Consider the following 21,681-nt stretch of genomic DNA (forward strand, 5'->3'; position numbering starts at 1 on the left):
GCCGGCGGGCGGTCAGTTTCCCACACCGCCCTGCCGGCACTGTCGGCCCAAACCGCGGCGCGATCGATCTCGCGCCCGCCATCGTCCTCGCGCGGATCCAGGATTGGCGCTCGCGCAGATCATCGCGCCAGACGACAGGTGCCTCGCCACCTCGTCGGTGACGTCGAAGGTGGGCTTGGCATGATCGAAGACCATGCCGTCCGGATCGATGCCGACCGGGTCGACGATACGACTGCCCCTTATTAGGCGCGCCGCGGCACGATCGCGATCGGCGTGAAAGTGTAAACCTCCTCGCCGTTCTGGTTGAACATCGTCCATTTCACCAAGGCGATGCCCTGCGGCTTCGACTTCGATGGCGTCAGGCTCATGACCTCGCCGACCAGATGCAGCCGGTCATTCGGCCGCACCGGGAGGGTCCAGCGCAACCCATCAACGCCGGCACCGATCAGGGGGTGTGGCCCGAAGGGACGGGTCTGGATCGCGAGGTTCATGGCGATCGCCGCGGTGTGCCATCCTGATGCAGCCAGGCCCTTGAACAGGGTCGCCTTGGCGGCTTCGTGATCGAGATGCATCGGTTGCGGGTCGAACTCGGCCGCAAACCGCTTGATGTCGGCTTCGCTGACCTCGACCTCCGGCGATTTGAAACGCATGCCAATGGTGAGATCGTCGAACCAAGCGACCTGTGCCATGATTTTGCCTCGAAATGTGATGCGCCGCGCGCGATACGCGTGACGAAAATAGTGATTGCCGGCCCGGGTGTAGCGGTTTGGCTGCTCCGGGACCAGACCCGGTTCCTGGCGAAACCTCTTTCCCAAATCGACGAAATACGCCTGAAACAGATCGCCGGTTAAGTGATCGCCAAAATCATACAGGGACGTGCGTCATGGAATTCATCCTCGACCTGATCAGGGAATATGCTTGCTGTCAGCATCTCGTCGCCCAGCCACTCGGGAGCGACGAGCTATGATCGAACTGATCTCAGCCCTTCTCGCCCTGTGCAGCATCGGCGTATTTGCGGCGCACGCGCTGGACGCCTACCGCACCACGCACCTCTGATCGACCGCCCCGGCAGTTCTGACCACTAGAACGGTCGCCGGTAAAAGTGCTCTGAATGCGTTGCCGGTGGGAACCGGTTGGCGAGCGCCAGTGCTCCCTTCTCGTCGGTCTCGAGCGCGATCTTCTGGGCCAGCATCACATCGCCCGGCACGAGGAAGCCTGACGGGACGAAGCACCACCCCATCGTCGCAATCCCGGCCTCATCGACCTCGTGGACGTTGGCGGCGGTGCCGTAGTGAATGCGATAGCGCTTGCCGCTGTCGCAGCCGATCACGTCAAAATGCCGGTGCTGCTCGAATTGGGCACGCTGCTCCTCAGACAGCCATTCGGCCAATAGCCGCCTGCCCCGCGCCTCAGGCGTGTTCTCGCCAAAGAAGCGACGGTAGAGCTCGCGGAGCGCGTGCAGACGCGCTCGCGCGGGCGCGCCGAGCCTGAAGACCGCGATCATCGGCCGTTCAGATCAACCGCCGACGAGGCGGGGATAGAACAGCGTTTCCTGCGCGGTCGGGTCGAACGATTTGATCCGCGTGACTTCGCCGGGTCCGGTCCGGTACGCCGCGGTAAAGCCCGCGCCGGTCAACTCCCGAAAGCGCTGTTCGGCCCGCGCCAACGCTTCGGCATTTTCGGGATCAAACTCGTGGCGTGTATCGCCAGTCTGGTCCATCACGATCTGGGTAGCCATGTTGAGTTCTCCTCATGCCCAGCCCTGAACTTGATCTAAGCAAACCTCGTGCTGTCGGTTCCTGAAAGCAACAACTTTCTCTGCCAAGCAGGTCACGCCTTGCGGAGTACCCTCAACGGGCTGCTGCCGCTCCGCCACCCCCGTCGATCTGCCGGCCCATCAGCGCGATGGCCTTCTGGTAGACGCCGGCCGCATTCCAGGCCTGGATCGCGGCAAAATTCGGCTCGCCCGGCTGGTAACCGGCTCCCGCGCGCCAGCCATTGGCTTTCAGGAAATTCGCGGTCGAGCTCAGCGCGTTGGCGGCGACGTCGAGATTGCCGGTGCCGTAGGCCAGGATGTTCTTGGGCATGAACTGGGTCTGGCCGACCTCGCCATGCATGGAGCCACGGGTCGCCCCGGACAGCACGCCGCGGTCGACCAGCTTCAGCGCCGCATAGAGCTGCTCGGTGAAGAACTCAGGACGACGGCAGTCATAGGCGAGTGTCGCAATCGACGAGAGCATGTTCTGGTTGCCCCGCTGGCTGCCGAATCCGGTCTCCATGCCCCAGATCGCGATCAACGGTCCCGGCGGCACGCCGTAGCGCTGCTCGATCGAGGCGAACATCGCCGCCTGCGACTGCTTCAGCGATCGGCCGCGTGCCACGATGGTGGTGGCGCCGCGCTTGGCCAGGAACTGCTCAAGGGAGAGTGAAAAACTGTGCTGGCTGCGATCAGCATTGATGGTGGCGCTGGCGTAATTGGTCTGCATCAGGGCCGAGATCGCGGTCTGGCCGATGCCCTTGCCCTGCGCCTCCGCGCTGAACTGACGCTTCCAGGCCTCGAAGCCGCCGGGCCCGTTGCCGCATTGCGCGGCTTGAGCGGCGGGCATCAGGGACAACAGCAGCGCGGCCGCGCCGATCATCGCCGTCGCAACGGTCTTGCCCTCAGTCATTCCTGCGTTCCCTTCCTCGACTTTGCGCGACCGGCTCGCGCGCGGGCATGATCCTACGTCAGGCGCGCGCGCTCAAGCCCCGAGGAGTGCAATCAATGCAAGCAATGCGCTTGACATGATCAAACCCTTAGCGTCCGCCATCGGTCCCGAGCAGGAAATCCACCATGATGCCTTGGTGCTGCCCGTACATCTCGCTGCCGGTCGCGGTGACGCAGCCCAGCTTGCGGGCTGCTGCGATGAAGGGCGAAATGTCTGGCTTGGTGATGACGCAGCCGCAATAGGCCGACGACGCCAGCCGCGAGGTATCGACCGGCAGCGGATCGCCGTCCCTCATTCCGGCCGGCGTCGCATTGGCGACGAAATCGGAGCCGGACGGATCGATGGTGCCTGCCCGCACGCGCGCCTTACCGAGCTCATTGAGCCGATGGACGAGCGCATCCCGCCGCTCGGCCGAACTGTCGTGAATGGCAAGCTCACTCACCCCGGCCTCGACCAGGGCGAGCGCGATGGCCGAGCCCGCCCCGCCCGCTCCGACGAGAAGCGCCCGCATCCCCTTTGGATCGATCCCCTTCGCCCGCGCGGCACCGACGAAGCCGAGGCCATCCACCATGTCGCCATGCCACGCCCCGTCGGCGCGCCGGCGCATCAGGTTGACGGTGCGCAGGAAGTGCGCGCGTTCGGTCGCACTGGCGCAGGCCTGGTAGCAGGCGAATTTGTGCGGGATCGTCACCACGATGCCATCGAGATTCTTCAACCGCGTCGCGACCGAGAGGAAACCGGTCAGATCGCTGGTGGAGACCTGAACAGGCACCAGAATGCCATCATGGCCGCGCGCTAAGAACTCCGCGGAAACACCGGCGGGCGAGCGCACCTGCGCAATGGGATCGCCGATGATGATGGAGAGCCGCGTCGCCCCCGTAGGGGGCCGGATCATGCCGCTCATGCCGGAACCGGATAGCTGTCGCTCGTCGCGTCGGCCCCATAGGTCAATTCCAGCCCCTCCAAGGCGCCATCACGAGGCCTGCCGGCTGCACCGGTCTTGCGTCTTTGCGCTGACATCAATCTCCTTCACGGCGGCACTGCTTCGGCCTGCAATTTGCGCCAGTTAGCCCTGAAAAGGTGGCGCACGCAATCGCGTCCGCCGCTTTTTGCGTGGACGCCGCGCGACGTTCCGCTACCTTGCCGGCAAGCGCGAACGCATCATGCGAAGACATGATTTTAGTGGAGGGGACGATGCTCGGATTGATGATGGACATGCCGCTGTTGATCAGCGGCCTGATCCAATATGCCGCCGACTATCACGGCGAGGCGGAGATCGTCGCGCGCGAGATCGAAGGTGACATCCACCGTTACACCTATGCCGAGGCCCATCCGCGCATCAAGCGCATGGCGCTGGCGCTCAAGCGGCTCGGCATGAAGCAAGGCGACCGCGTCGGCACGCTGGCCTGGAACACGCATCGTCATTTCGAGATGTTCTACGCAGCGCCCGGCATGGGATACGTGCTGCACACCGTCAATCCGCGACTATTCCCCGAACAACTCGTCTACATCATCAACCACGCCGAAGACCGCATCCTGTTCGTCGACCGCGCCACTCTGCCGATCGTCGAGGCGATCGCGCCGCAGCTGACGGCGGTTGAAGCTTATGTGATCATGTCATCGCGCGAACGCATGCCGGAGACGAAACTTGCGAACGTCCGTTGCTATGAGGAGCTGCTGGACAAGGAGAGCGACGCAGGCTTCGCCTGGCCGGAGTTCGACGAGAAATCCGCCTCCACCATCTGCTACACCTCGGGCACGACAGGCAATCCCAAAGGCGTGATCTATTCGCATCGCGCCGCGATCCTGCAGACCATGACGTGCTCCAGCTTCGACTTCATTCCCGGGCATCGCGAAGGCGTGCGTGAGGTGATGATGCCGATGGCGCCGCTGTTTCACGGCAATGGCTGGAACATGCCGTTCACTGCACCCTATACCGGATCGAAACTGGTGCTGCCCGGCCGCAATTACGAGCCCGACAAGCTCTATGAGCTGCTGGAAGGCGAAAAGGTGACACTGTCAGCTGGCGTGCCGAGCTTCTGGCTGATCCTGCTCGACTGGCTCGGCCGCACCGGCAACAAGTTCTCCAGCCTGCGCGCAACGCTGTCGTCGGGATCGGCACCGCCACGCGCGATGGTCGAGAAGCTCAAGCGCGACTACGGTGTCGACTACATCCAGGCGTGGGGCATGACGGAAGCATTGGGCTGCTCGATGCCGGGGTTGCGGCCGGGCTCGGAGCATCTCAGCGAAACCGAGATCTTCGACCGGCGCCAGGTCTCGGGCCGCGCCTGCTTCGGCACCACCTTGCGCATCGTCGACGATGGCGGCAGCGAGTTGCCGCGCGACGGCAGGACCGTCGGCCATTTGCGCGCCCGCGGCCCCTGGGTCGCCTCCGGCTACATGAAGCTGGACGAGGGCCTCGATCGCGACGGCTGGCTCATCACGGGCGACATGGCCGTGATCGACGCCCACGGCCACGTCACGCTCACCGACCGCTCCAAGGACGTGATCAAGTCGGGCGGCGAATGGATCTCCTCGATCCAGCTCGAAGACGTCGCGCTGTGCTGCAAGCCGCCGTGGTCGCAATCGCGCACGAGAAATGGCAGGAGCGCCCTCTTCTGCTTGTCGTCCGCAAGAAGGGCGCGACCATCGACGGCAAGACCCTGCTCGATCACATGCGTCCCAAGATCGCGAGCTGGTGGATGCCTGATGCGGTCGAATTTCTCGACGAATTCCCGATGACGGGCACCGGCAAGGTGCTCAAATCGGCGCTCCGCGAGAAGTTTCGGGGTTATCGCGTCGGCTGAGCCCGCTGGCGACCTCCAAACCCGCACGACGACACGGAGAAGGACAAGGAGCACTGCCTGAAGCCGCTGCACGCAGGCGAAATCCGTTCCTGCTTCGCCATCACCACGCCTGCGGTCGCCTCATCGGACGCGACCAACATCGAGGTGGCCGCATCTCGAAGCTTTGCCCAGGCCTACGCCACTTCACGCCTGCTGCCCCTCGCCGAGGTGCCTGACGAAGTGCACAGGAACCAGATCGCCCGGTTCGAGCTGAAGACGAATTCGAGCGCGTAGGCGAACGCCGGCGCGTCAGCACTGGAACCAGTGCTGTGGGTCGGCATCTAGTCGACACCTGGCGGCGATGCACTGCGACCCGAAAACGCTTCGAGCATCGCTCCGAAAATGATGATCGGCAGATAGAACGCAAGCATGATCGTTTTCCTCCCGCTTTGACAAGCTTGGGCCGCAGGGCCAGGTCTTCGAATTGACACTCTCGCGCCTCGGAACATTTTCGGCGCTTACCGAGCTACCGACGAAACCGAGTCACGGGCAACTTCAAGAACGCATCGCGTCAATCGCATGGGCGATCAGAACGACTGCGCTCGCGGCAATGAGAAACACAAACAACCAGCTCACGTCCGCCTCCGATCCCGGAAGTGAACGCGTTCATCCGTGCACAGTCAAAAACGATCCGCTTGGAACCGCTATTCCGCGGCTCGCTGATGCGTCGCAGCAACAAGTACATCTGCTGTCGGTCCTACCGGCAGAACGCCAAAAGGAGCAACGCGCCGACGACGCAAGCTGCTAGGACTAAAAACCAAACGCTCATACAGTCCCCCGACTCACACACGCGCGAGTCAGGATTAGCCTTACGATTTGGCTTTGAAACGTTCGGTACCGGTTTTCCCCAAGGCAAGCGTGATCATCTGGTCGCTGCGTTAGTCCAATACCTCCACGGTCGCCGAGCGCCCGGCAACCAGCGACATTCCCTCCGGCACCGGATCCAGCGCAATGCGCACGGGCACGCGCTGGGCAAGCCTCACCCAGCTGAAGGTCGGATTGACGTTTGCGAGCAGGCTGGCGCCCTCGGCACGGTCGCGGTCCTCGATGCCGGCGGCGATGCTCTCGACGTGGCCTGTCAGCGTCGCCTTCTCGCCCATGAGGCGGACCACCGCCTTGTCGCCGGTACGAATGCGCGCAAGTTTCGTCTCTTCGAAATAGCCTTCGACATGCAACGTGTCGCTGTCGACCAGCGCCATCACGCCCTTGCCGGCGGAAACGTAAGCGCCGGGGCGCAGATCCATATTGGTGATCACGCCGTTCACGGACGCCTTGACCTCGCTGCGATCGAGATTGAGCTGGGCAACGGCGCGGTCGGCAACGGCCTGGTCGAAGGCCGCCTTGGCCTGAAGCTGGGTCGCAAGCACCTGTTCCTGCTTCTGCTGCGACACGGCATCGGTCGTCAGCGCACTGTAGCGCTTCAGATCGGCATTGGCCTGATCGAGCGTCGCTTGATGCCCGGCGACCGACGCATCGGCCTGCCGCAGCGCCAGGGCGAACCGCTCGCGATCGATCCTGAACAGCACATCGCCGCGATGGACTTTCTGGTTGTCCTTGACGAGCACGTCGGTGACGAAGCCGGAGACATCAGGCGCGACTTGAACCACGTCCGCGCGCACACGGCCGTCACGCGTCCAGGGCGACTCCATGTAATAGGCCCACAGCTCGCGGCCGACCCCGACCGCGGCGATGACCACGATGATGGTCACTGCAAGCCGGCCGATCCAGGCAAAATTTCCCTTCATGAGAGATACTCCGAGAGATAGACCACGCCGCCGAGGAGGCAAACGAAAACAGCGAAATCGAACAGCGCGCGGTGCCAGACCAGCCGGTACAGGTCGAAGCGTTGCATGAGCCGGCGCAGAAGCGCGCTCAGCACATAGGCGAGGATGATCCAGAGCAGCAGCGCCGGCACCAGCACGCCATAGATGTCGATGACATATCTCATGCCGCCACACTCGCATCTGCACGCGGCCGATAGGCCGGCGCGTCCGGGAATAGGCCCCGGCGGATACCGACGAGGCCGATCAAGGCGTCTTCGCGTGGGCTGTCATTGGGATCTTTCACCGCCTGCGCCAGCGCCCGGTCGACGCTGACCAGAAGCTCGCGCGGCATTCCGCCGCCCGCATAGTTACGGCAGGCGATGGCGAGCTGATCGAGCATGTCGTCGATGACCGCGATGGTCGATGCCGCAAGCCCGTAACGCGCGCGGCGCAGATCGATGATGTTGATCCCGATGCGGAGCTGCACGAGGCTGTCGGCATCGCGCCGGTCGCTCTCGGAGAGGAACGCGATGCGCTGCACCAGTAGCCCGAGACGGTGCAGCATGAGCCCTGCGAACTCCGCGCGGTCGCGTTTTCCCCGTCGTTCGGCCGCAACCGCGATCGTGATCCAGCTCGACAACACCAGGCGATTGGCAATCCATTCCGCCCCCACTCCACGCGCGATCCGCGTCACCAGTTCGGCGATGAGGACGCCGACGAAGAAGGCGACGGCGGAATTGGCGTAGGAGACGAAATCCGCGAAATAGGTCGATTGCAACGCGAGCAGCGTGGCGGTGTTGGCCGCGAGCGCCATGCCGGTGCCCGCCGTGGCCGGCCGCGCGATCAGGAAGCCATAGAGCAGGAAGGTCGGCGCCAGCGCGACGACCAGAACCTCGATATCCGAGATCGCGGGCACCAGCGCGAACAGGTAGATCGCGACGACCACGATGGCGACCAGCGACCACAGGCCGAAGCTGCGGATGAAGCGCGCGGGCTCGTCCTGCGCAGCAAAGAACGAGCAAGCGACCGCCGCCATCATCGGCGCCGATGCACCATCCGGCCAGCCTGTGCCGATCCAGAACGCGCAGCAGATCAGGATGGCCCCGGCCGCGCCGGCCGCCGACCAAAGGGCCATGCCGCGATCGCGGTGGCGGACGGGCGCAGCGCCGGCTTCGGAGTGGAACGCCAGATCGAGCGTCGAGACATTGCGGTTATCGGCGATCGCCTCGGTCAATTCCCGGCAATCGCGCGAGAGGTCGACCAGCTCGCGCAGCCGCGACAGCAGGCTGGTGATGATGATCCGCTCCCAGGACGCGCTGTCATCGAGCACCGCCTGCCGTTCCGCGATCATGGCGCGGATCCGTTCAGCCGGTTGCCGTGTGCTGAGGTCGCTGACGATCCATTGGGCAAGATCCTCCAGCAGTCGCTTCAGCTCGGGCTGCCGCCGCAGAGCTTCCTCCCCTAACGCCGCCAGACGGTCTTCGAGCGAGGCGATCACGGGCAGCAGCATCAGCATCCGCAGCCGGATCTCGCCGAGGCCGGTCACCGCGCTGCGATCGGTCAGCCGGTCATAGGCGAGATGGGTGGAGAGCGTGTCGATCTCGACGATGTCGGTGGCAAGCTTGAGGCGCTTGCCGCGGCGGGTCTCAACGGTGCCCTCGCGCAGCAGGACGACCTGGCTGAGGCGGCGTGCGTCGAGCAGCCAGCTGTCGACACGGCCTGCGACTGCCGGGGCGACACTGCGGGGAAAGACGATCGTGGAGACCAGGCTGGCGCAGATGATGCCGAGGGAAATCTCTTCCAGACGCGCAACAGCCGTGTCGAAAATCGCACCGGGGTCGGACACCGAGGGAAAGCCGATCAGCGCGACCGTGTAGCCGGCCAGCATGAAGACGTAGCTGCGCGGCGTGCCGTCGAGCAGCGACAGATAGAGGCAGAGCCCGACCCAGAGCGCGATCGCGAGGCACAACAGTTCAGGCGCATTGACCAGGTTCGGGACCAGCGCCACTGTCATGATCGCGCCGACCAGCGTGCCCATGACGCGGAAGAAGGCCTTCGAGCTGGTCGCACCTGCGAGCGGCTGTGAGGTGATGTAGACGGTCGCCATCGCCCAATAGGGCCGCGGCAGGTCCATGGCAAGCGCAATGACGAGCGCGAGCATCGCCGCGGCGAACGTCTTCAGAGCAAAAATGAGGTCCGCATGGCGGACCAGGAACGGCTCATCAGGGCGCATAGCTACTTCGCCTCTGGACCGGTCCTGGCGTCCTGTAGCCGGCTGGCCCTCTGTTCGATGCGCTGAAGAGTCTCGAACGTTATCGCAAGTTCCTCGGCCGCGATATCCTTGAGCAGGCGTGCCCGCACCCGCCGCAAGATCCGGTTGGTCTCCTCGACCTTGGCTTCGCCCGCTTTGGTCAGATGGAGCGTTTTGGCACGGCGATCGGTGGCGTCTTCGCGGCGCTCCACCAGACCCTCGGCCTGGAGCAGATCAATCAGGCGCACCAGCGACGGCCCTTCGATGCCGAGCTCGTCGGCCAGCACGCCTTGGCGGACGTTCTCGCCCTGCCGCGACAGCACCAGGAGCGGAATCGCGGTTGCATAGGACAGCCCATGGTCGGACAGCGCCTGATCCGACTCGCGCCGCCAGACGCGGGCCAGGCGCGCGACCAGCCGGCCGATTTCGCCGTGGATGTGAGCCTGCGACAGAGCCATGCAAAATAGATAGGACACGAACTATTAGCCTGCAACTATATATCCGGAACATTCAGACCGATCACGCAAAAGCGAACGAGGACAACGCGTCATGGCCCCGGGTTCCACGGCAGAGGTACGGCAGGCGATGGCGGGCGAAAGCGCGCTCTCGCTCGCCCCGACCTTCGTCGTCGTGGCCGTAGACGCCACGGGGATGGGCATCATCCTGCCGCTGCTGCCGTTCTATTCGCAGCGGCTCGGCGCCACGCCCTTCCTGATCGGCGCGCTGATCTCGGTCTATGCCGTTTGCCAGCTCGTCGCGGGTCCCGTGGTCGGCATTCTCTCCGACCGCTACGGGCGGCGGAAAGTCCTGGTCGTCAGCCAGATCGGAACGCTCATTGGATTCGTCCTGCTCGCGCTGGCCGGCAATCTGACGCTGGTGTTCCTGGCGCGTATCATCGATGGCCTGACATCAGGAAACATCTCGGTCGCCCACGCCTATGCCGCCGAGCACAGCGCACCGGCGACGCGCAAGCAGGCGCTCGGCATGACCAGCGGTGCGATCGGCACGGGGCTCCTGCTCGGGCCGGCGCTGGCGAGCTTCCTGGTTCATTACGGCCAGACCGCACCGGTGTGGGCCGCAGCCGCGCTCTCGCTTATCAGCATCCTCGCCACGATTGCCCTTCTTCCGCCCGATCATCCCGCATCCGAGCCGCTCTACCAGCACCGCGTGCCCGAGCCGACGCTGATGCGCAGCCTGTTCGGCATGCGCTACGGCTGGCGCCTGCTCGGCCTGCTGATCGTGTTCTTCTTCGTCAATTCGATGTTCCTGTCGCAGATCGGCCTGTTCCTGTCGGCGCGGTTCTCCTGGGACCGACATCCCTTCGGCGCGCGCGAGCTCGGCTGGATGTTTGCTTATGCCGGCTTCATCAACATGGTGGTTCAGGGACTTCTGATCACGCGGGCGAACCTCGTCGCTTCCGACCGCACGATCGTGATGGCAGCCTTCGCCTGCATGGGCCTCGGATTTGCCGGCCTTGCCGCCGGCAGCAATATCAGCCTGCTCGCGATCTACCTGACGCTGATCATCGTCGGCACCATGTTTGCCCGCAGCACGCTGACGGCGGAGCTGTCGCGCTCGACTGCGATCAACCGCCAGGGCATGATCATGGGCCTCAACCAATCGCTGATGTCGGGTGCAAACATCAGCGCCCCGCTCTTAAGCGGCGCGCTGATCGGCCATCGGTTGTTTGTGGCCTGGGCCCTCGTCATGGCGGCGATTGCGGCAAGCGGCGTGGCGCTGGCGGGCCGATTGCTCGACACGCCGCGCGCCCGCTGGCGCCCTCGCCTCACTTCACAAGATATACATCCGGATCGGCGCTCGAGCTCGGGTTCTTGAAGGCGTTGCGCAAGGCTGCCGACATCGGAACGTTGTAGTTGATCCCGTTCGGCGGCGTCGGCGATTCCAGCCATTTCCTGTAGAGCACCTCGATCTCCGGGCTCGCATAGAGCTCGGCCGTGGCGCGATCGGCGAGCGCCTTGAACGGCGCATCGTCCCGGCGCAGCATGATGCCGTAAGGTTCAGGCTTCGAGAACGTCTCCTCGCTGATCATGAACAGCGCCGGCTCCTTCGAGCGCGCAATTGCGACCGCAAGCTGGACATCGTCGAGCGCGTAGGCTTGAGCACGGTCGGTCTCCAGCAGCAGGAACGCCTCGGCCTGGTCCACGGCCGGCATGATCTTGATACCGAGATTGCGCTCGGTATTGACCTTGGCGAGCTGGTTCAAATTAACTGAGCCTGCCACAGCGGTGACGGCCTTGCCCTTGAGGTCGTCGATGGTGTTGATCCTGGAAGCCTTCTTGGCGGCAAACCGCGTCGCGCTGAGGAAATGCGTGTTGGTGAAGGCGACCTGCTTCTGGCGGTCGGCATTGTTGGTGGTCGCCGAGCAGTGGAGATCGAGCGTGCCGTTGACCATCAGCGGGATGCGGTTGGACGAGGTCACGGCGACAGTCTCGACGGCAATGTCGGGCATGGCGAGTTGCTTCTTCACGGCGTCGACGATCCTGAGGCAGATGTCCATGGCAAACCCGACCGGCTTCTGGTTGCCGTCGAGATAGCTGAAGGGCACGGAGGCTTCCTGGTAGCCGAGCGTGATCTTCCCGGTGTCCTTGACCTTCTGAAGCGTGCCCGACAGATCTTCGGCAGACGCTGCGCCGGCAAGACATGTGACGGCCAAAAGGACGGCGGATAGACGCATCGGCGGACTCCTGAAAGCGGTTGCGCCTCCATGCCGGGCGCCACCGATCGGTTGATAGCGCAGGCGCGCGCCAACCGCCAGACCAGCCTCCGTTCATCAGCTATCGCCGCTTTCGATGTGGCGGCCGACCCTCCATCTCAGTTACATTGCTGTCCTGGCGCCCCGTCGCCGAGCCCTACGAGCCCACCCCAAGATTCTCCGCCATGACCGCCCAGACCGCCTTTGACCTGATCTTCCGCAACGCCCTGTTGCGATCATCCGTGACACCTGTCGATCTCGGTGTGAAAGGCGGACGCATCACCGCGATCGAACCCCGGCTCGCCTGCGAAGCCATCGAGATCGATGTCGGAGGACGGCTGGCACTCCCAGGCTTCGTCGACACCCACATCCATCTCGACAAGGCATGCCTGCTCGAACGCTGCGGGCACATCCACGGCACGCTCCGCGATGCCATCCGTGCCGTCTCGGCGATGAAGCGGGATTTCGACATCGACGATGTCTATGCCCGCGGCGCCAAGGTGCTCGAGCGCGCCATCGTGCACGGCACGACCCGGATGCGCACCCATGTCGAAATTGACCCGCGCATCGGCTTGCGCAGCTTCGAGGCGGTCAAGGCGCTCAAGCGCGACTATGCCTGGGCCATCGATCTCTCGCTCTGCGTTTTTCCACAAGAGGGCCTAACCAATGATCCTGGCGCGGAGGAGCTGCTGATCCAGGCCCTGCGCCAGGGCGCCGACGCGATCGGCGGCTGCCCCTATACCGACCCCGCCCCGAACGTGCATCTCGCGCGCATCTTCGATCTCGCCGAGCAATTCGACCTCGACGTCGACCTCCATCTCGACTTCGATCTCGATCCCTCCTGGTCGCATCTCGACGAAGTCATCAGGCAGACCGAGCAGCGCAATTATCAGGGACGCGTCGCGATCGGGCATGTCACCAAACTTTCGGCCATGCCGCCGGAACGGCTGAAGGCGGCCACGGCGCAATTGGCGAGGGCCGGAATCGCCGTCACTGTGCTGCCCGCCACCGATCTCTATCTGATGGGGCGTGAGGCCACCCACAACGCGCCGCGTGGACTGACGCTCGCCCACAAGCTCGCGGGCGGCGGCGTCGTCTGCTCGGTCGCGACCAACAACGTGCTCAATCCCTTCACGCCGTTCGGCGATGCGTCGCTGCTGCGCATGGCGAACTTTTACGCCAACGTCGCCCACGCCTCCGTCGGCGACTTCGACGCCTGCCTCGATCTTGTCACCGAGCTGCCGGCGCGGCTCATGAACCTCAGGGATTACGGGATCGCGGTCGGAAAGCGCGCCGATCTCGTCGTCCTCGACATCAAGGACAGCCGTTTCGCCATCGCGGAGCTGCCCGATATCCTGATGGGTTTCAAGAACGGACGGCAAACCTTTGAGCGGCTGCCGGCCAAGCTGCTTCACCCGCGAAACTGAACGACGCCCACAACGAGCGCTGCACATCGACCCAAGGGGAGCGACCGGATGGCTTTCGACAAACTCTTCATGAACGCACGCTTCGACGGCGGAGCGCGCCACCACATCGCGGTCAAGGACGGTCGTATCGCCGCGCTCCTGCCCGCTGATGCGCCCGCAGGCGACGCCGAGACTGTTGATCTCGGCAACGCTCTCGTCGTTCCCGGTTTCGTCGAGGGCCACATCCATCTCGACACCAGCTTCTATGGTGACGCCTGGCGTCCCCACAGGCCGTGCACCAATGGCTTCGACGTACGCGAACGCGTGGCCTTCCAGGCGCAGAACATGGCCCTGTCAGCGCCGATGGACGTGCGAGCCCGAAACCAGCTCGATCTCTGCATCATCAATGGCTCAACGCGAATGCGCAGCCACGTCATGGTCGATGGCTCGGTCGGGCTGAAATCGCTCGAGACGATCTTGCGTGTGCGCGAGGAGTATCGGGACCTGATCGATATCCAGCTCGTCGCCTTTCCGCAGAGCGGCATTCTGGCGAGCCCGGGCACGCCGCAATTGCTGGATGAGGCCATCGGCCTCGGCGCGAACCTCGTCGGCGGCCTCGATCCTGCGAGCTTTGACCGGGATGTCGAGAAGCATCTGGATGTGGTGTTTGGCGTCGCCGGGAAGCACGGCGTCGATGTCGATATCCACCTGCACGACATGGGCTCGTTGGGCGTCTTCGAGATCGAGCAGATCGCGGCGCGCACGCGCGCGCTCGGCATGGAGGGCCATGTCGCCGTCAGCCACGCTTACGGCCTGGGCGATATCGCGGTGGATCACCTCAAGAGTGTCGCCGAAACCCTCGCGCGCTCCGGCGTCGCGATTATGACCAATGCGCCGGGCGCCCGGGCATTCCCGCCGATCCTTGTCCTGCGCGATGCCGGCGTCACCGTGTTCAGCGGCAACGACAACATCCGCGATTCATGGTGGCCCTATGGCGATGGCGACATGCTGCGCCGGGCGACGACGCTCGGCTATCGTTCGGGCTTCAACACCGACGAGGAACTCCGGGTTGCATTCGATGTCGTCACCGAATCTGGCGCCAAGGCTCTGCGCCTCGAAGGCTACGGTCTGCGTGTCGGCGCCAAGGCCGATTTCGTGACGCTGGCTGCGGAGCATGTGCCCGAGGCCGTGGTCGCGGTGCCGCAGGGCCGCGCTGTGTACAAGGCAGGTATGCTCGTCGCGGCCAATGGTAGGATGATGGGGAAACCTCGCTGATCCCCGGACGTGGCGGGCCCGGGTCACCGGCAATCCTTCTCCAAATCCGAGCCCAGTAAAATCCCGGACCGTAGCTCCACGCGTTGCGGGAAGGGACGCACTAGCCATACTAGGACGTGCGCCCTGACCGTCTGCGTTCTCTGGGGAAGTTATGGATATGTTCAGCGCATTCAGCAGCATTGATTATCAATCCATCCGGGCCAGCACGCCCGGGGAGACGGCCGTCAAGCGATTGAACGGCATCGGCGAAGTTTTGTCGGGCCTCGATATAGCGGCGATCCACACGCAGGATGACATGGCTCGCGCGCTCCGCACGCTCGATACCGCCGACAAGTGCATTCGCATGATCCTGACCGAATTCCGGACTGAGCGCACCAAGGACGTTGTCCGCGGGGCCAAGAGCCTGATCGATTTGATCCAGGCCGCGCGCGACGAAATCTCCGGCTAACTGCACAGCGCCAGAATCCTGAGCTGAGCCCGCGCGTTCAATGTTTGATCTTCGCCAGAATACGATCCGCCTCGATGCGCCAGTCGGCGCTCCGGGCAAATTCCTTGGTACCCTTCATCCCAAACACGCCTTCATCGGCGAGATCGGCGACCCAGGCCTGACGCTCGGCCGTACCCTGCGCTGACCACGGCGTCAGCCCGGCCTCGCGCACGGTTTCGGCGACTTCGCGGACCTCCTCGGCGCGGCGGCGGCCGTGCTCGATCACGCGCTGGAAGAAATAGGCGCCCTGCTTCTCCCAGTTGACGGCGGGAAAGGTTTCCGCGAGCGATGCCAGCACGGCATCCTCGACGCCATAGGCGCGTGCGGTCGTAAAACTTTCGATCACCATGGCCTCGAGGCCCTTGATCATGATGCTGCGGCACATCTTCACCGCCGAAGACACGCCGAGCTTGTCGCTCGCGACCTTCGCCGCAAAGCCGATCGCGTTGAGCAGCGGCTCGAGCTCCCTCGCGCCCGCACCGCCGAGCAGCAGCGGCACCTTGATCCGGTAAGGCGGCACCGACGTCATCACAGCGCCCTCGACATAGCGTCCCGCGGCACCGTCGATCAGCGCTGCCGCGCGTTGTTTGGCGCCGGGCGAAGCCGAATTGAAATCCAGAAACCAGGTGCCGTGGTTGATCGCAGCCGCGCACGCCTTTGCGACTGGGACGGCCTGGCTCGCCGTCACGGCTGAGATGATGAAGTCGGATCTCGCCGTCAGCTCGGCGTGAGAGGTGGCGAGCGTCACGCCAAATTTGGCCGCGTGCTCCTTCAGCGCGGCGCCCTGCTCCCCGCCAAGCTTGATATCGAAAGCCGCGACCTTGATGTCCTGCTGGCGCAAATCCTCGGCCAGGATCCGGCCGACCTCACCATAGCCAACCAGCCCGATCTGCCAGCGCTTCGGATCCGCCATCACTCCAGTCCTCCTATGTTGGCATCGAACAGCTCCCCGACTGCATAGCGGCGCGGGATCAGCGCCTGCTGGAATGCGTAGTCGACGATGAGCTCCAACGGCTTCCTGTTCGCTTCAATCCCGAAGGGCAAAAGGTCGGGCGCCCCCGCAGGTCCCGCCTGGGCCTTGTTCCGCTTGAGCAGATCATAGACGCCCGCGACCACGTCAGGGCGTGATCGTGCAAGCTGCTCGGTCACGACCACGAGATGGTTGACCGGCACGACGCCACGGCGCGCATACCATCTGGCGGCCTCCGCGACCGGATCGGGAAAGAGCGACTTCAGGCCGTGATGATCGGAGGTCTCGCCGAGCACGGCATCCACTTCGCCGTCGAGCAGCATCTGCAATGCCTTCCTGTCCTTCGGCGCGCGCTCGGTGGTGTCGACATATTCGGCGACGTGCGGGTCCTCGAACGTCACCCATTTGATCTTGTCGAGGTCGACGCCGTAGTCGTTGGCGAGAATGCCCCGGATCCAGGCGCCCGTCGTCGTGGTGAACGAGCGGATACCAACCCGCTTGCCTTCGAGATCGGATGGCCCGAGCATTCCGTGCGCCGGATTGTAAAGCGCGTAGGAATGCTGAAAGCGGCCAAGCATGGTCGCCGGCAGCAGCACGAGCGGCTTGCCATGAGCTTTGGCCATCAGAAAGGTCACGATCGCCATTTCGCAGACGTCGAAGGCCTGCTCGCGGACCATCGGTTTGAACGCGGTGTTGGTCGGCGTGTATTCGATGAACTCGAGATCGAACAGATCGGAGCGGAGCTCGCCGCTCTTCGTCGCCTTGACGTGGGGGTGATTGCCGAGCACGGCCTTCAGCTTGAGACGATCCATCCGCTCGCTCCACTTTTTTCAGACGTCCTCGAGGCTATCGACATAGACGAGCCCGGCCTTCGCCAGTGCGTCGCGCATGTTGTACATGTCGAGGCCAAGCTCGCCCGAGGCGAGGCGCGCGCGCTTGCCGCTCTCGTCCGCGTTGCGCTGCCTCGCCTTCTCGGCGACTGCAGCAGCATAGCGCTTCGGGACCACGACGACACCGTCGTCATCGGCGACGATGATGTCACCGGGATCGACATTGACGCCGGCGCAAACCACGGGAACGTTGACCGAACCGAGCGTGGCCTTCACCGTGCCCCTGGCTGAGACCGCGCGCGACCACACCGGAAAATTCATCTCGAGCAGCGCTTTGACGTCACGGCAGCCGGCATCGATGACCAGCCCCTGCACGCCGCGCGCCTGGAGCGAGGTTGCAAGCAGCTCGCCGAACATGCCGTCGGTGTTGTCGGTGGTGCAGCCGACGACGAGCATATCGCCCTTCCGGCACTGCTCGACCGCGACATGGATCATCCAGTTGTCGCCGGGCTGCGCGAGCACGGTCACCGCGGGACCGGCGATCGATGCCCCCGCCCAAACAGGCCGCAAGTATGGCTTCATCAGGCCGAGGCGGCCATAGGCCTCGTGCACGGTCGAGACGCCGTACTCCGCCATCCCGGCGGGATCGGCTCGCTCGATGTTGCGAACGACGACCGGCCTCATGCCAATTCCTCCGCGACGGTCGGGAACAGGCGCTGATAGGCTTCGCCATAGGTCATGGGCACGCCGGTGTTGCGGCTGCCCTGGATGCCGCGATTGAGCGCGACGCGCTCGTAATAGCCCCAGAGATGCTTTTGCGCGGCGAGAATCTGGAATGCCTCGTATTTTTGCTTCCAGACCTCGTCGATCTTGAGCAGCAGGTCCGGCTTGTAATTGCACTGCTCGGGCTGGTGCGGCTCGAACAGGAACACCGGCGGCGCCGAATATTTATACTGCGCGCCCGGCTTGTGGCCCATCGCCTGCGCGACCACGCGGGTCTCCTGCGCGAAATGCGCCGCATTCGGGTGGTCGAAATTATAGGGGTCTTCCAGCGCGTGCGTCAGCACGAAGCTCGGATTGAGCTCTCGGTAGATGTCGACCATGCGGTCGAAATGCGCCTCGGTGAGCTTCAGCGGATAGTCGCCGCAATCGAAGAACTCGATCTCTGCACCCAATAGCTTGGCCGCCCGCTCCGCCTCGTCTTTGCGACCGGCCTTGACCGACTCCAGCGTTGCGCCCTTTTCCTTCCAGGCAAACTGGCTCTCGCCGCGCTCGCCAAATGACATGCAGACGATCTTCATGCGATAGCCCTTCTTCGCATGCAGCGCGATGGCGCCCCCGGCGCGCCAGACGAAATCGCCGGGATGGGCGGTGATCACGAGACCTGTTTTCATGGGACTACTCCCCTCTTTCGTTCGTCGGCATCACAAAGGCGTCGTCGCCGAGCGGCTGCGGCTTGTCGATCACGCGTGCGGTCATCGATCGAACTCGAACAGGCGCGCGGGATTGTCGACCAGGATCTTCTGCCGATATTCCGCCTCCGGTGCGAACAGCGGAATGAGATCGACGAGGTCACCGTCGTTCGGCATCATCTTCACGTTGGGGTGCGGCCAGTCGGTGCCCCAGATGACTCGGTCAGGGGCTGTCTCGACGATTTTTCGTGCGAACGGCACCGCGTCGGCGAACGGCGGGCCGGCCGAGGACACCCGCTCCGAGCCGCAGATCTTGACCCAGCACTTCTCATCGCGCTGCATCAGCTCGATCAAAATCCTGAACGGAAGCTGGTCGGGTCCTTCGGCGGCCTTCACCCGTCCCATATGGTCGATGGTGTAGCTCAGCGGCAGCCTTGTCAGCATGCCCGCATATTCGGGTAGATCGATCGCGTCGAAATGCAGATCGATGTGCCAGCCGAGCGGTGCGACCATCGCGATGATGCGGTTGAACACGCGCTTGTCGGGAACCCCGCCGAGATGCCGCACGAAATTGAAGCGACAGCCGCGGAAGCCACCCTCGTGCAGCACACGCAAGCCGCGCTCGGTGATGGTGTCGTCGATATTGGCGACCGCGCGATAGGCCCCGTCGCTCTGCGCGATGGCGTCGAGCGCCACCGTATTGTCGGTGCCGTGGACGCTGGCATTGACGATGACCGCACGTTCCACGCCGAGCTTGGCATGCAACACCCTGAAGTCTTCGAGCGGGGCATCCGGCGGCGTGTAGGATCGGTCCGGCGAATATGGATATTTCGCGCCGGGCCCGAAGATGTGGCAATGCGCATCGCAGGACAGCTTCGGCAGCTTGAATTCGGGTGTCCGCGTGTCGCGATCCGGCGGCGGAATGGTCGGCGTGTACAACATCGTCATCACTTCAACCGCCGAACGGGAATGCTTCTTCAGACCTTGCTGCTTGCGACCGCCCGCCGCCGTGCCGGAGCGGCCTGATCCAGCGCCGGCGCCTGAAACGCGGCGACGGTGGCCTGCACCAACTGCTCGATGGCATTGGCGGGATCGCCGCCGTCGGCTTCGCCGCGCGACAGCCGGGAGACGCGATCCGGCGTCACCAGCGAGTAATAGAGTGCGCCGAGCAGGAAGTGGCTGCGCCAGACGATGTCGGTGCGCGGAATGTGCGGCAGGCTCTCATGAATCGCGTCGATGAAAGCGTGGCTGGTGTCGTCAAACGTCTGCGCGATGATTTTCCGCGCGACTTCGTTGCCCTCGGCCGACATCACGGCGCGCAGCCGCGTGAAACGCGCCCCGCCGCCGGCGAGATCGCTGCCCGAGGTGAAGGCTGGCACCACATAGGCCCGCACGATCGCTTCCAGCCGGTCCTGGAGATCGCGCACGCGCTTGGCGGCCGCGAGCAGCTCGGAGCGGCGCAGGTTCATCGGCCCGCAATGGCGCCGGTAGATCTCCAGCAGCAGCCCGTCCTTGGTCTTGAAATGATAGGTCACGCTGCCGGGATTGGCCCCTGCTGCCTGAGCGATATCGCGGACCGAAACGGCGTTGAAGCCGTTGGTGGCGAACAACTCCTCCGCCGCGGCGAGGATCGCCTCGCGCATGTTCGGCTTGCGGGCCGTATCCTTGCTGGTGGGCTTGCGTGACATCTGATTTGTACTATCGTACAAAAGATCAGGTCTCGTCAACAAGAACCACGGGCACGGGTAGCAAGATGCCTCGCGCGCCGGTCAATTGTGCGTACGCGCCCTCATTCTCTCCGACGACCCAGCACGTCGCAGGAATTCATCATCGTCGCGCCCGCCCTGCGGGATCAGGATGGCGCGTTCGCGCGGCAGGGCTTCCGGCATCTCGTCGCGGATGAAAGCGATCAGCTTCTCGCGCATTTCGCAGCGCAGGTCCCAGGATTGCGGCGCATTGCGTGCGCTGACCAGCGCACGCAGCTCGATGGTGCGCGAATCCGCGTCGATCACCTGCAGGTTGACCACCGCGCCATCCCAGAGTTTCGACTCTTTCACGGCTCCCTCGAGCCAGCGGCGGATACGCGGCACGTCCGCGCGATAGTCGACATGAAGCGCGATGACGCCTATCAGGGACGCGGTATCGCGGGTCCAGTTCTGAAACGGCTTTTCGATGAAATAGGACAGTGGCACCACCATGCGGCGCCAGTCCCAGAGCCGGATCACGACATAGGTCGCGGCGATATCCTCAACCCAGCCCCACTCGTTCTCGATGATGACGGCATCCTCGATCCGGATCGGCTGGGTGATCGCGATCTGCAGGCCCGCGATCAGATTGCTGAGCAATGGTCGCGCGGCAAGACCGACGATGAGACCGGCGGCACCAGCCGAGGCGAACAGGCTGACGCCATATTGCCTGACCGAATCGAACGTCATCAGCGCGGTCGAGACCGTGATGATGACGATGATGATGTCGGTGACGCGCTTGAACACGCGCACTTGGGTCACGTGCTTGCGCGCCACGAAGTTCTCGGTGACGTCGCGAAAGTTCTGCAAGTACCGCGCCGCACTCATGTCCACGACGCGAATCGATATCCAGCCGATCAGCGCGATGAAGGCGACGACGAACAGGCGCGTCAATGGGGTGCGGAACGCGTCGTCGAGCGGCGCAAGCGGCAGAATCAGCGCGACGGCGGCAAGGCACACGGCGAGCTGCGCCGGCCCTGAAGTGCGCTCGATGAAGACGCTCAGGAGCGGAAGCCGGGTTCCAAAGGCTCGGTTGAGCAGCCAGGCGGCGAGCCGATAGAACGACAGCGCAAGCAGCATGGCTCCGGCGACCAGGCCGAGACCGATAAACCATGATGGGATCCACCCGAACATCTTGTCGATGTCGGCCATGAGGGCCTGCCAGTTCATTCATGTCCCCGGTATTGCACTCGCCCTCGCCAACGCATTCTGCCGGGTTTCGCTCCGCCCGCTGAGTGCAACGCAGCATCCCTCTGGTGCAACCGTCGCCGAACT

General features: G+C 64.1%; 21 protein-coding genes and 2 pseudogenes. 6 read left to right on the forward strand and 17 right to left on the reverse strand.

The genetic code is table 11. From position 1 onward, the window contains the following. Window positions 1-242 precede the first annotated feature (242 nt). The 5 genes from ACVWZ4_RS32500 to ACVWZ4_RS32520 form a co-directional block, all read right to left on the reverse strand. Window positions 243-689 (reverse strand): MaoC family dehydratase, encoded by a 447-nt coding sequence (locus ACVWZ4_RS32500; protein WP_456703101.1) that lies wholly within the window; start codon window positions 687-689, stop codon window positions 243-245. A 392-nt stretch (window positions 690-1,081) separates the two neighbouring features. Next, complete coding sequence (locus tag ACVWZ4_RS32505) at window positions 1,082-1,504, reverse strand: hypothetical protein (RefSeq protein WP_456703100.1); 423 nt, start codon at window positions 1,502-1,504, stop codon at window positions 1,082-1,084. A gap of 12 nt (window positions 1,505-1,516) precedes the next feature. Then, window positions 1,517-1,738, reverse strand: coding sequence for a hypothetical protein (locus tag ACVWZ4_RS32510; RefSeq protein ID WP_092230347.1), 222 nt, complete (start codon window positions 1,736-1,738; stop codon window positions 1,517-1,519). Window positions 1,739-1,850: 112 nt separating this feature from the next. Continuing rightward, window positions 1,851-2,669 (reverse strand): lytic murein transglycosylase, encoded by an 819-nt coding sequence (locus ACVWZ4_RS32515; RefSeq protein ID WP_456734846.1) that lies wholly within the window; start codon window positions 2,667-2,669, stop codon window positions 1,851-1,853. 127 nt (window positions 2,670-2,796) lie between these two features. Further along, the gene (locus ACVWZ4_RS32520; protein WP_456703098.1) at window positions 2,797-3,603 is read right to left on the reverse strand and encodes a shikimate dehydrogenase family protein; all 807 of its coding nucleotides are present in this window, start codon (window positions 3,601-3,603) and stop codon (window positions 2,797-2,799) included. A gap of 299 nt (window positions 3,604-3,902) precedes the next feature. On the opposite strand from ACVWZ4_RS32520, the pseudogene ACVWZ4_RS32525 reads away from it, so the two are divergent. After that, window positions 3,903-5,515: pseudogene (locus ACVWZ4_RS32525) on the forward strand (long-chain fatty acid--CoA ligase). A 33-nt stretch (window positions 5,516-5,548) separates the two neighbouring features. Continuing rightward, window positions 5,549-5,674: pseudogene (locus tag ACVWZ4_RS32530) on the forward strand (acyl-CoA dehydrogenase); the annotation flags it as partial. 758 nt (window positions 5,675-6,432) lie between these two features. Here the strand turns inward: ACVWZ4_RS32530 and ACVWZ4_RS32535 are convergent. Genes ACVWZ4_RS32535 through ACVWZ4_RS32550 form a run of 4 tightly spaced genes read right to left on the reverse strand, consistent with a single transcriptional unit; the run spans window position 6,433 to window position 10,026 of the window. Next, a complete protein-coding gene (locus ACVWZ4_RS32535) occupies window positions 6,433-7,299 on the reverse strand; it encodes an efflux RND transporter periplasmic adaptor subunit (RefSeq protein WP_456703096.1) in 867 nt (288 codons plus the stop codon). Continuing rightward, a complete protein-coding gene (locus ACVWZ4_RS32540) occupies window positions 7,296-7,502 on the reverse strand; it encodes a DUF1656 domain-containing protein (protein ID WP_456703095.1) in 207 nt (68 codons plus the stop codon). The genes ACVWZ4_RS32535 and ACVWZ4_RS32540 overlap by 4 nt, the downstream gene beginning before the upstream one ends. Then, window positions 7,499-9,550 (reverse strand): FUSC family protein, encoded by a 2,052-nt coding sequence (locus tag ACVWZ4_RS32545; protein WP_456703094.1) that lies wholly within the window; start codon window positions 9,548-9,550, stop codon window positions 7,499-7,501. Before ACVWZ4_RS32545 ends, ACVWZ4_RS32540 begins: the two co-directional genes overlap by 4 nt. A 2-nt stretch (window positions 9,551-9,552) precedes the next feature. Further along, entirely contained in the window at window positions 9,553-10,026 is a 474-nt protein-coding gene (locus ACVWZ4_RS32550) for a MarR family winged helix-turn-helix transcriptional regulator (protein WP_456705253.1), read from the reverse strand. A 91-nt stretch (window positions 10,027-10,117) separates the two neighbouring features. On the opposite strand from ACVWZ4_RS32550, the gene ACVWZ4_RS32555 reads away from it, so the two are divergent. Continuing rightward, window positions 10,118-11,404, forward strand: a complete 1,287-nt coding sequence (locus tag ACVWZ4_RS32555; RefSeq protein ID WP_456703093.1) for an MFS transporter — start codon at window positions 10,118-10,120, stop codon at window positions 11,402-11,404. Here the strand turns inward: ACVWZ4_RS32555 and ACVWZ4_RS32560 are convergent. After that, the gene (locus ACVWZ4_RS32560; RefSeq protein ID WP_456703092.1) at window positions 11,355-12,263 is read right to left on the reverse strand and encodes an amino acid ABC transporter substrate-binding protein; all 909 of its coding nucleotides are present in this window, start codon (window positions 12,261-12,263) and stop codon (window positions 11,355-11,357) included. The genes ACVWZ4_RS32555 and ACVWZ4_RS32560 overlap by 50 nt on opposite strands. Before the next feature lie 203 nt (window positions 12,264-12,466). Here ACVWZ4_RS32560 and ACVWZ4_RS32565 point away from each other — a divergent pair, with 203 nt between their 5' ends. The 3 genes from ACVWZ4_RS32565 (at window position 12,467) to ACVWZ4_RS32575 (ending at window position 15,410) form a co-directional block, all read left to right on the forward strand. Next, the gene (locus ACVWZ4_RS32565) at window positions 12,467-13,708 is read left to right on the forward strand and encodes an amidohydrolase family protein (protein WP_456741963.1); all 1,242 of its coding nucleotides are present in this window, start codon (window positions 12,467-12,469) and stop codon (window positions 13,706-13,708) included. Between the two features lie 48 nt (window positions 13,709-13,756). After that, window positions 13,757-14,962, forward strand: coding sequence for an amidohydrolase family protein (locus ACVWZ4_RS32570; protein ID WP_456741964.1), 1,206 nt, complete (start codon window positions 13,757-13,759; stop codon window positions 14,960-14,962). A 157-nt stretch (window positions 14,963-15,119) separates the two neighbouring features. Further along, on the forward strand, window positions 15,120-15,410 hold the full coding sequence (locus ACVWZ4_RS32575) for a hypothetical protein (RefSeq protein ID WP_456703089.1): 291 nt from the start codon (window positions 15,120-15,122) through the stop codon (window positions 15,408-15,410). A gap of 37 nt (window positions 15,411-15,447) precedes the next feature. On the opposite strand, the gene ACVWZ4_RS32580 is transcribed toward ACVWZ4_RS32575, so the two are convergent. The 7 genes from ACVWZ4_RS32580 to ACVWZ4_RS32610 form a co-directional block, all read right to left on the reverse strand. Continuing rightward, window positions 15,448-16,362 carry a DUF1932 domain-containing protein gene (locus ACVWZ4_RS32580; protein WP_456763624.1) on the reverse strand — a complete coding sequence of 305 codons (915 nt, stop codon included), beginning with the start codon at window positions 16,360-16,362 and terminating at the stop codon, window positions 15,448-15,450. Continuing rightward, window positions 16,362-17,231 carry an ABC transporter substrate-binding protein gene (locus ACVWZ4_RS32585; RefSeq protein ID WP_456703087.1) on the reverse strand — a complete coding sequence of 290 codons (870 nt, stop codon included), beginning with the start codon at window positions 17,229-17,231 and terminating at the stop codon, window positions 16,362-16,364. The genes ACVWZ4_RS32580 and ACVWZ4_RS32585 overlap by 1 nt, the downstream gene beginning before the upstream one ends. Window positions 17,232-17,249: 18 nt before the next feature. Continuing rightward, the gene (locus tag ACVWZ4_RS32590; protein ID WP_456703086.1) at window positions 17,250-17,933 is read right to left on the reverse strand and encodes a 4-carboxy-4-hydroxy-2-oxoadipate aldolase/oxaloacetate decarboxylase; all 684 of its coding nucleotides are present in this window, start codon (window positions 17,931-17,933) and stop codon (window positions 17,250-17,252) included. Next, window positions 17,930-18,643: a PIG-L deacetylase family protein gene (locus ACVWZ4_RS32595; protein ID WP_092230322.1), complete on the reverse strand. Its 714-nt coding sequence runs from the start codon at window positions 18,641-18,643 to the stop codon at window positions 17,930-17,932. Before ACVWZ4_RS32595 ends, ACVWZ4_RS32590 begins: the two co-directional genes overlap by 4 nt. Window positions 18,644-18,724: 81 nt before the next feature. Further along, window positions 18,725-19,609: an amidohydrolase family protein gene (locus ACVWZ4_RS32600; protein ID WP_456703084.1), complete on the reverse strand. Its 885-nt coding sequence runs from the start codon at window positions 19,607-19,609 to the stop codon at window positions 18,725-18,727. Window positions 19,610-19,638: 29 nt separating this feature from the next. Continuing rightward, a complete protein-coding gene (locus ACVWZ4_RS32605; protein WP_456703083.1) occupies window positions 19,639-20,349 on the reverse strand; it encodes a TetR/AcrR family transcriptional regulator in 711 nt (236 codons plus the stop codon). 81 nt (window positions 20,350-20,430) lie between these two features. Next, window positions 20,431-21,576 carry a mechanosensitive ion channel family protein gene (locus tag ACVWZ4_RS32610; protein ID WP_456741965.1) on the reverse strand — a complete coding sequence of 382 codons (1,146 nt, stop codon included), beginning with the start codon at window positions 21,574-21,576 and terminating at the stop codon, window positions 20,431-20,433. Window positions 21,577-21,681 lie beyond the last annotated feature (105 nt).

The organism is Bradyrhizobium sp. USDA 4472 (genome assembly GCF_054058595.1).

Coding starts and splice junctions, on each gene's coding strand:
- ACVWZ4_RS32500 (WP_456703101.1), bottom strand. CDS start 689: ATGGCACAGGTCGCTTGGTTCGACGATCTCACCATTGGCATGCGTTTC.
- ACVWZ4_RS32505 (WP_456703100.1), bottom strand. CDS start 1,504: ATGATCGCGGTCTTCAGGCTCGGCGCGCCCGCGCGAGCGCGTCTGCAC.
- ACVWZ4_RS32510 (WP_092230347.1), bottom strand. CDS start 1,738: ATGGCTACCCAGATCGTGATGGACCAGACTGGCGATACACGCCACGAG.
- ACVWZ4_RS32515 (WP_456734846.1), bottom strand. CDS start 2,669: ATGACTGAGGGCAAGACCGTTGCGACGGCGATGATCGGCGCGGCCGCG.
- ACVWZ4_RS32520 (WP_456703098.1), bottom strand. CDS start 3,603: ATGATCCGGCCCCCTACGGGGGCGACGCGGCTCTCCATCATCATCGGC.
- ACVWZ4_RS32535 (WP_456703096.1), bottom strand. CDS start 7,299: ATGAAGGGAAATTTTGCCTGGATCGGCCGGCTTGCAGTGACCATCATC.
- ACVWZ4_RS32540 (WP_456703095.1), bottom strand. CDS start 7,502: ATGAGATATGTCATCGACATCTATGGCGTGCTGGTGCCGGCGCTGCTG.
- ACVWZ4_RS32545 (WP_456703094.1), bottom strand. CDS start 9,550: ATGCGCCCTGATGAGCCGTTCCTGGTCCGCCATGCGGACCTCATTTTT.
- ACVWZ4_RS32550 (WP_456705253.1), bottom strand. CDS start 10,026: ATGGCTCTGTCGCAGGCTCACATCCACGGCGAAATCGGCCGGCTGGTC.
- ACVWZ4_RS32555 (WP_456703093.1), top strand. CDS start 10,118: ATGGCCCCGGGTTCCACGGCAGAGGTACGGCAGGCGATGGCGGGCGAA.
- ACVWZ4_RS32560 (WP_456703092.1), bottom strand. CDS start 12,263: ATGCGTCTATCCGCCGTCCTTTTGGCCGTCACATGTCTTGCCGGCGCA.
- ACVWZ4_RS32565 (WP_456741963.1), top strand. CDS start 12,467: ATGACCGCCCAGACCGCCTTTGACCTGATCTTCCGCAACGCCCTGTTG.
- ACVWZ4_RS32570 (WP_456741964.1), top strand. CDS start 13,757: ATGGCTTTCGACAAACTCTTCATGAACGCACGCTTCGACGGCGGAGCG.
- ACVWZ4_RS32575 (WP_456703089.1), top strand. CDS start 15,120: ATGTTCAGCGCATTCAGCAGCATTGATTATCAATCCATCCGGGCCAGC.
- ACVWZ4_RS32580 (WP_456763624.1), bottom strand. CDS start 16,362: ATGGCGGATCCGAAGCGCTGGCAGATCGGGCTGGTTGGCTATGGTGAG.
- ACVWZ4_RS32585 (WP_456703087.1), bottom strand. CDS start 17,231: ATGGATCGTCTCAAGCTGAAGGCCGTGCTCGGCAATCACCCCCACGTC.
- ACVWZ4_RS32590 (WP_456703086.1), bottom strand. CDS start 17,933: ATGAGGCCGGTCGTCGTTCGCAACATCGAGCGAGCCGATCCCGCCGGG.
- ACVWZ4_RS32595 (WP_092230322.1), bottom strand. CDS start 18,643: ATGAAAACAGGTCTCGTGATCACCGCCCATCCCGGCGATTTCGTCTGG.
- ACVWZ4_RS32600 (WP_456703084.1), bottom strand. CDS start 19,609: ATGACGATGTTGTACACGCCGACCATTCCGCCGCCGGATCGCGACACG.
- ACVWZ4_RS32605 (WP_456703083.1), bottom strand. CDS start 20,349: ATGTCACGCAAGCCCACCAGCAAGGATACGGCCCGCAAGCCGAACATG.
- ACVWZ4_RS32610 (WP_456741965.1), bottom strand. CDS start 21,576: ATGAACTGGCAGGCCCTCATGGCCGACATCGACAAGATGTTCGGGTGG.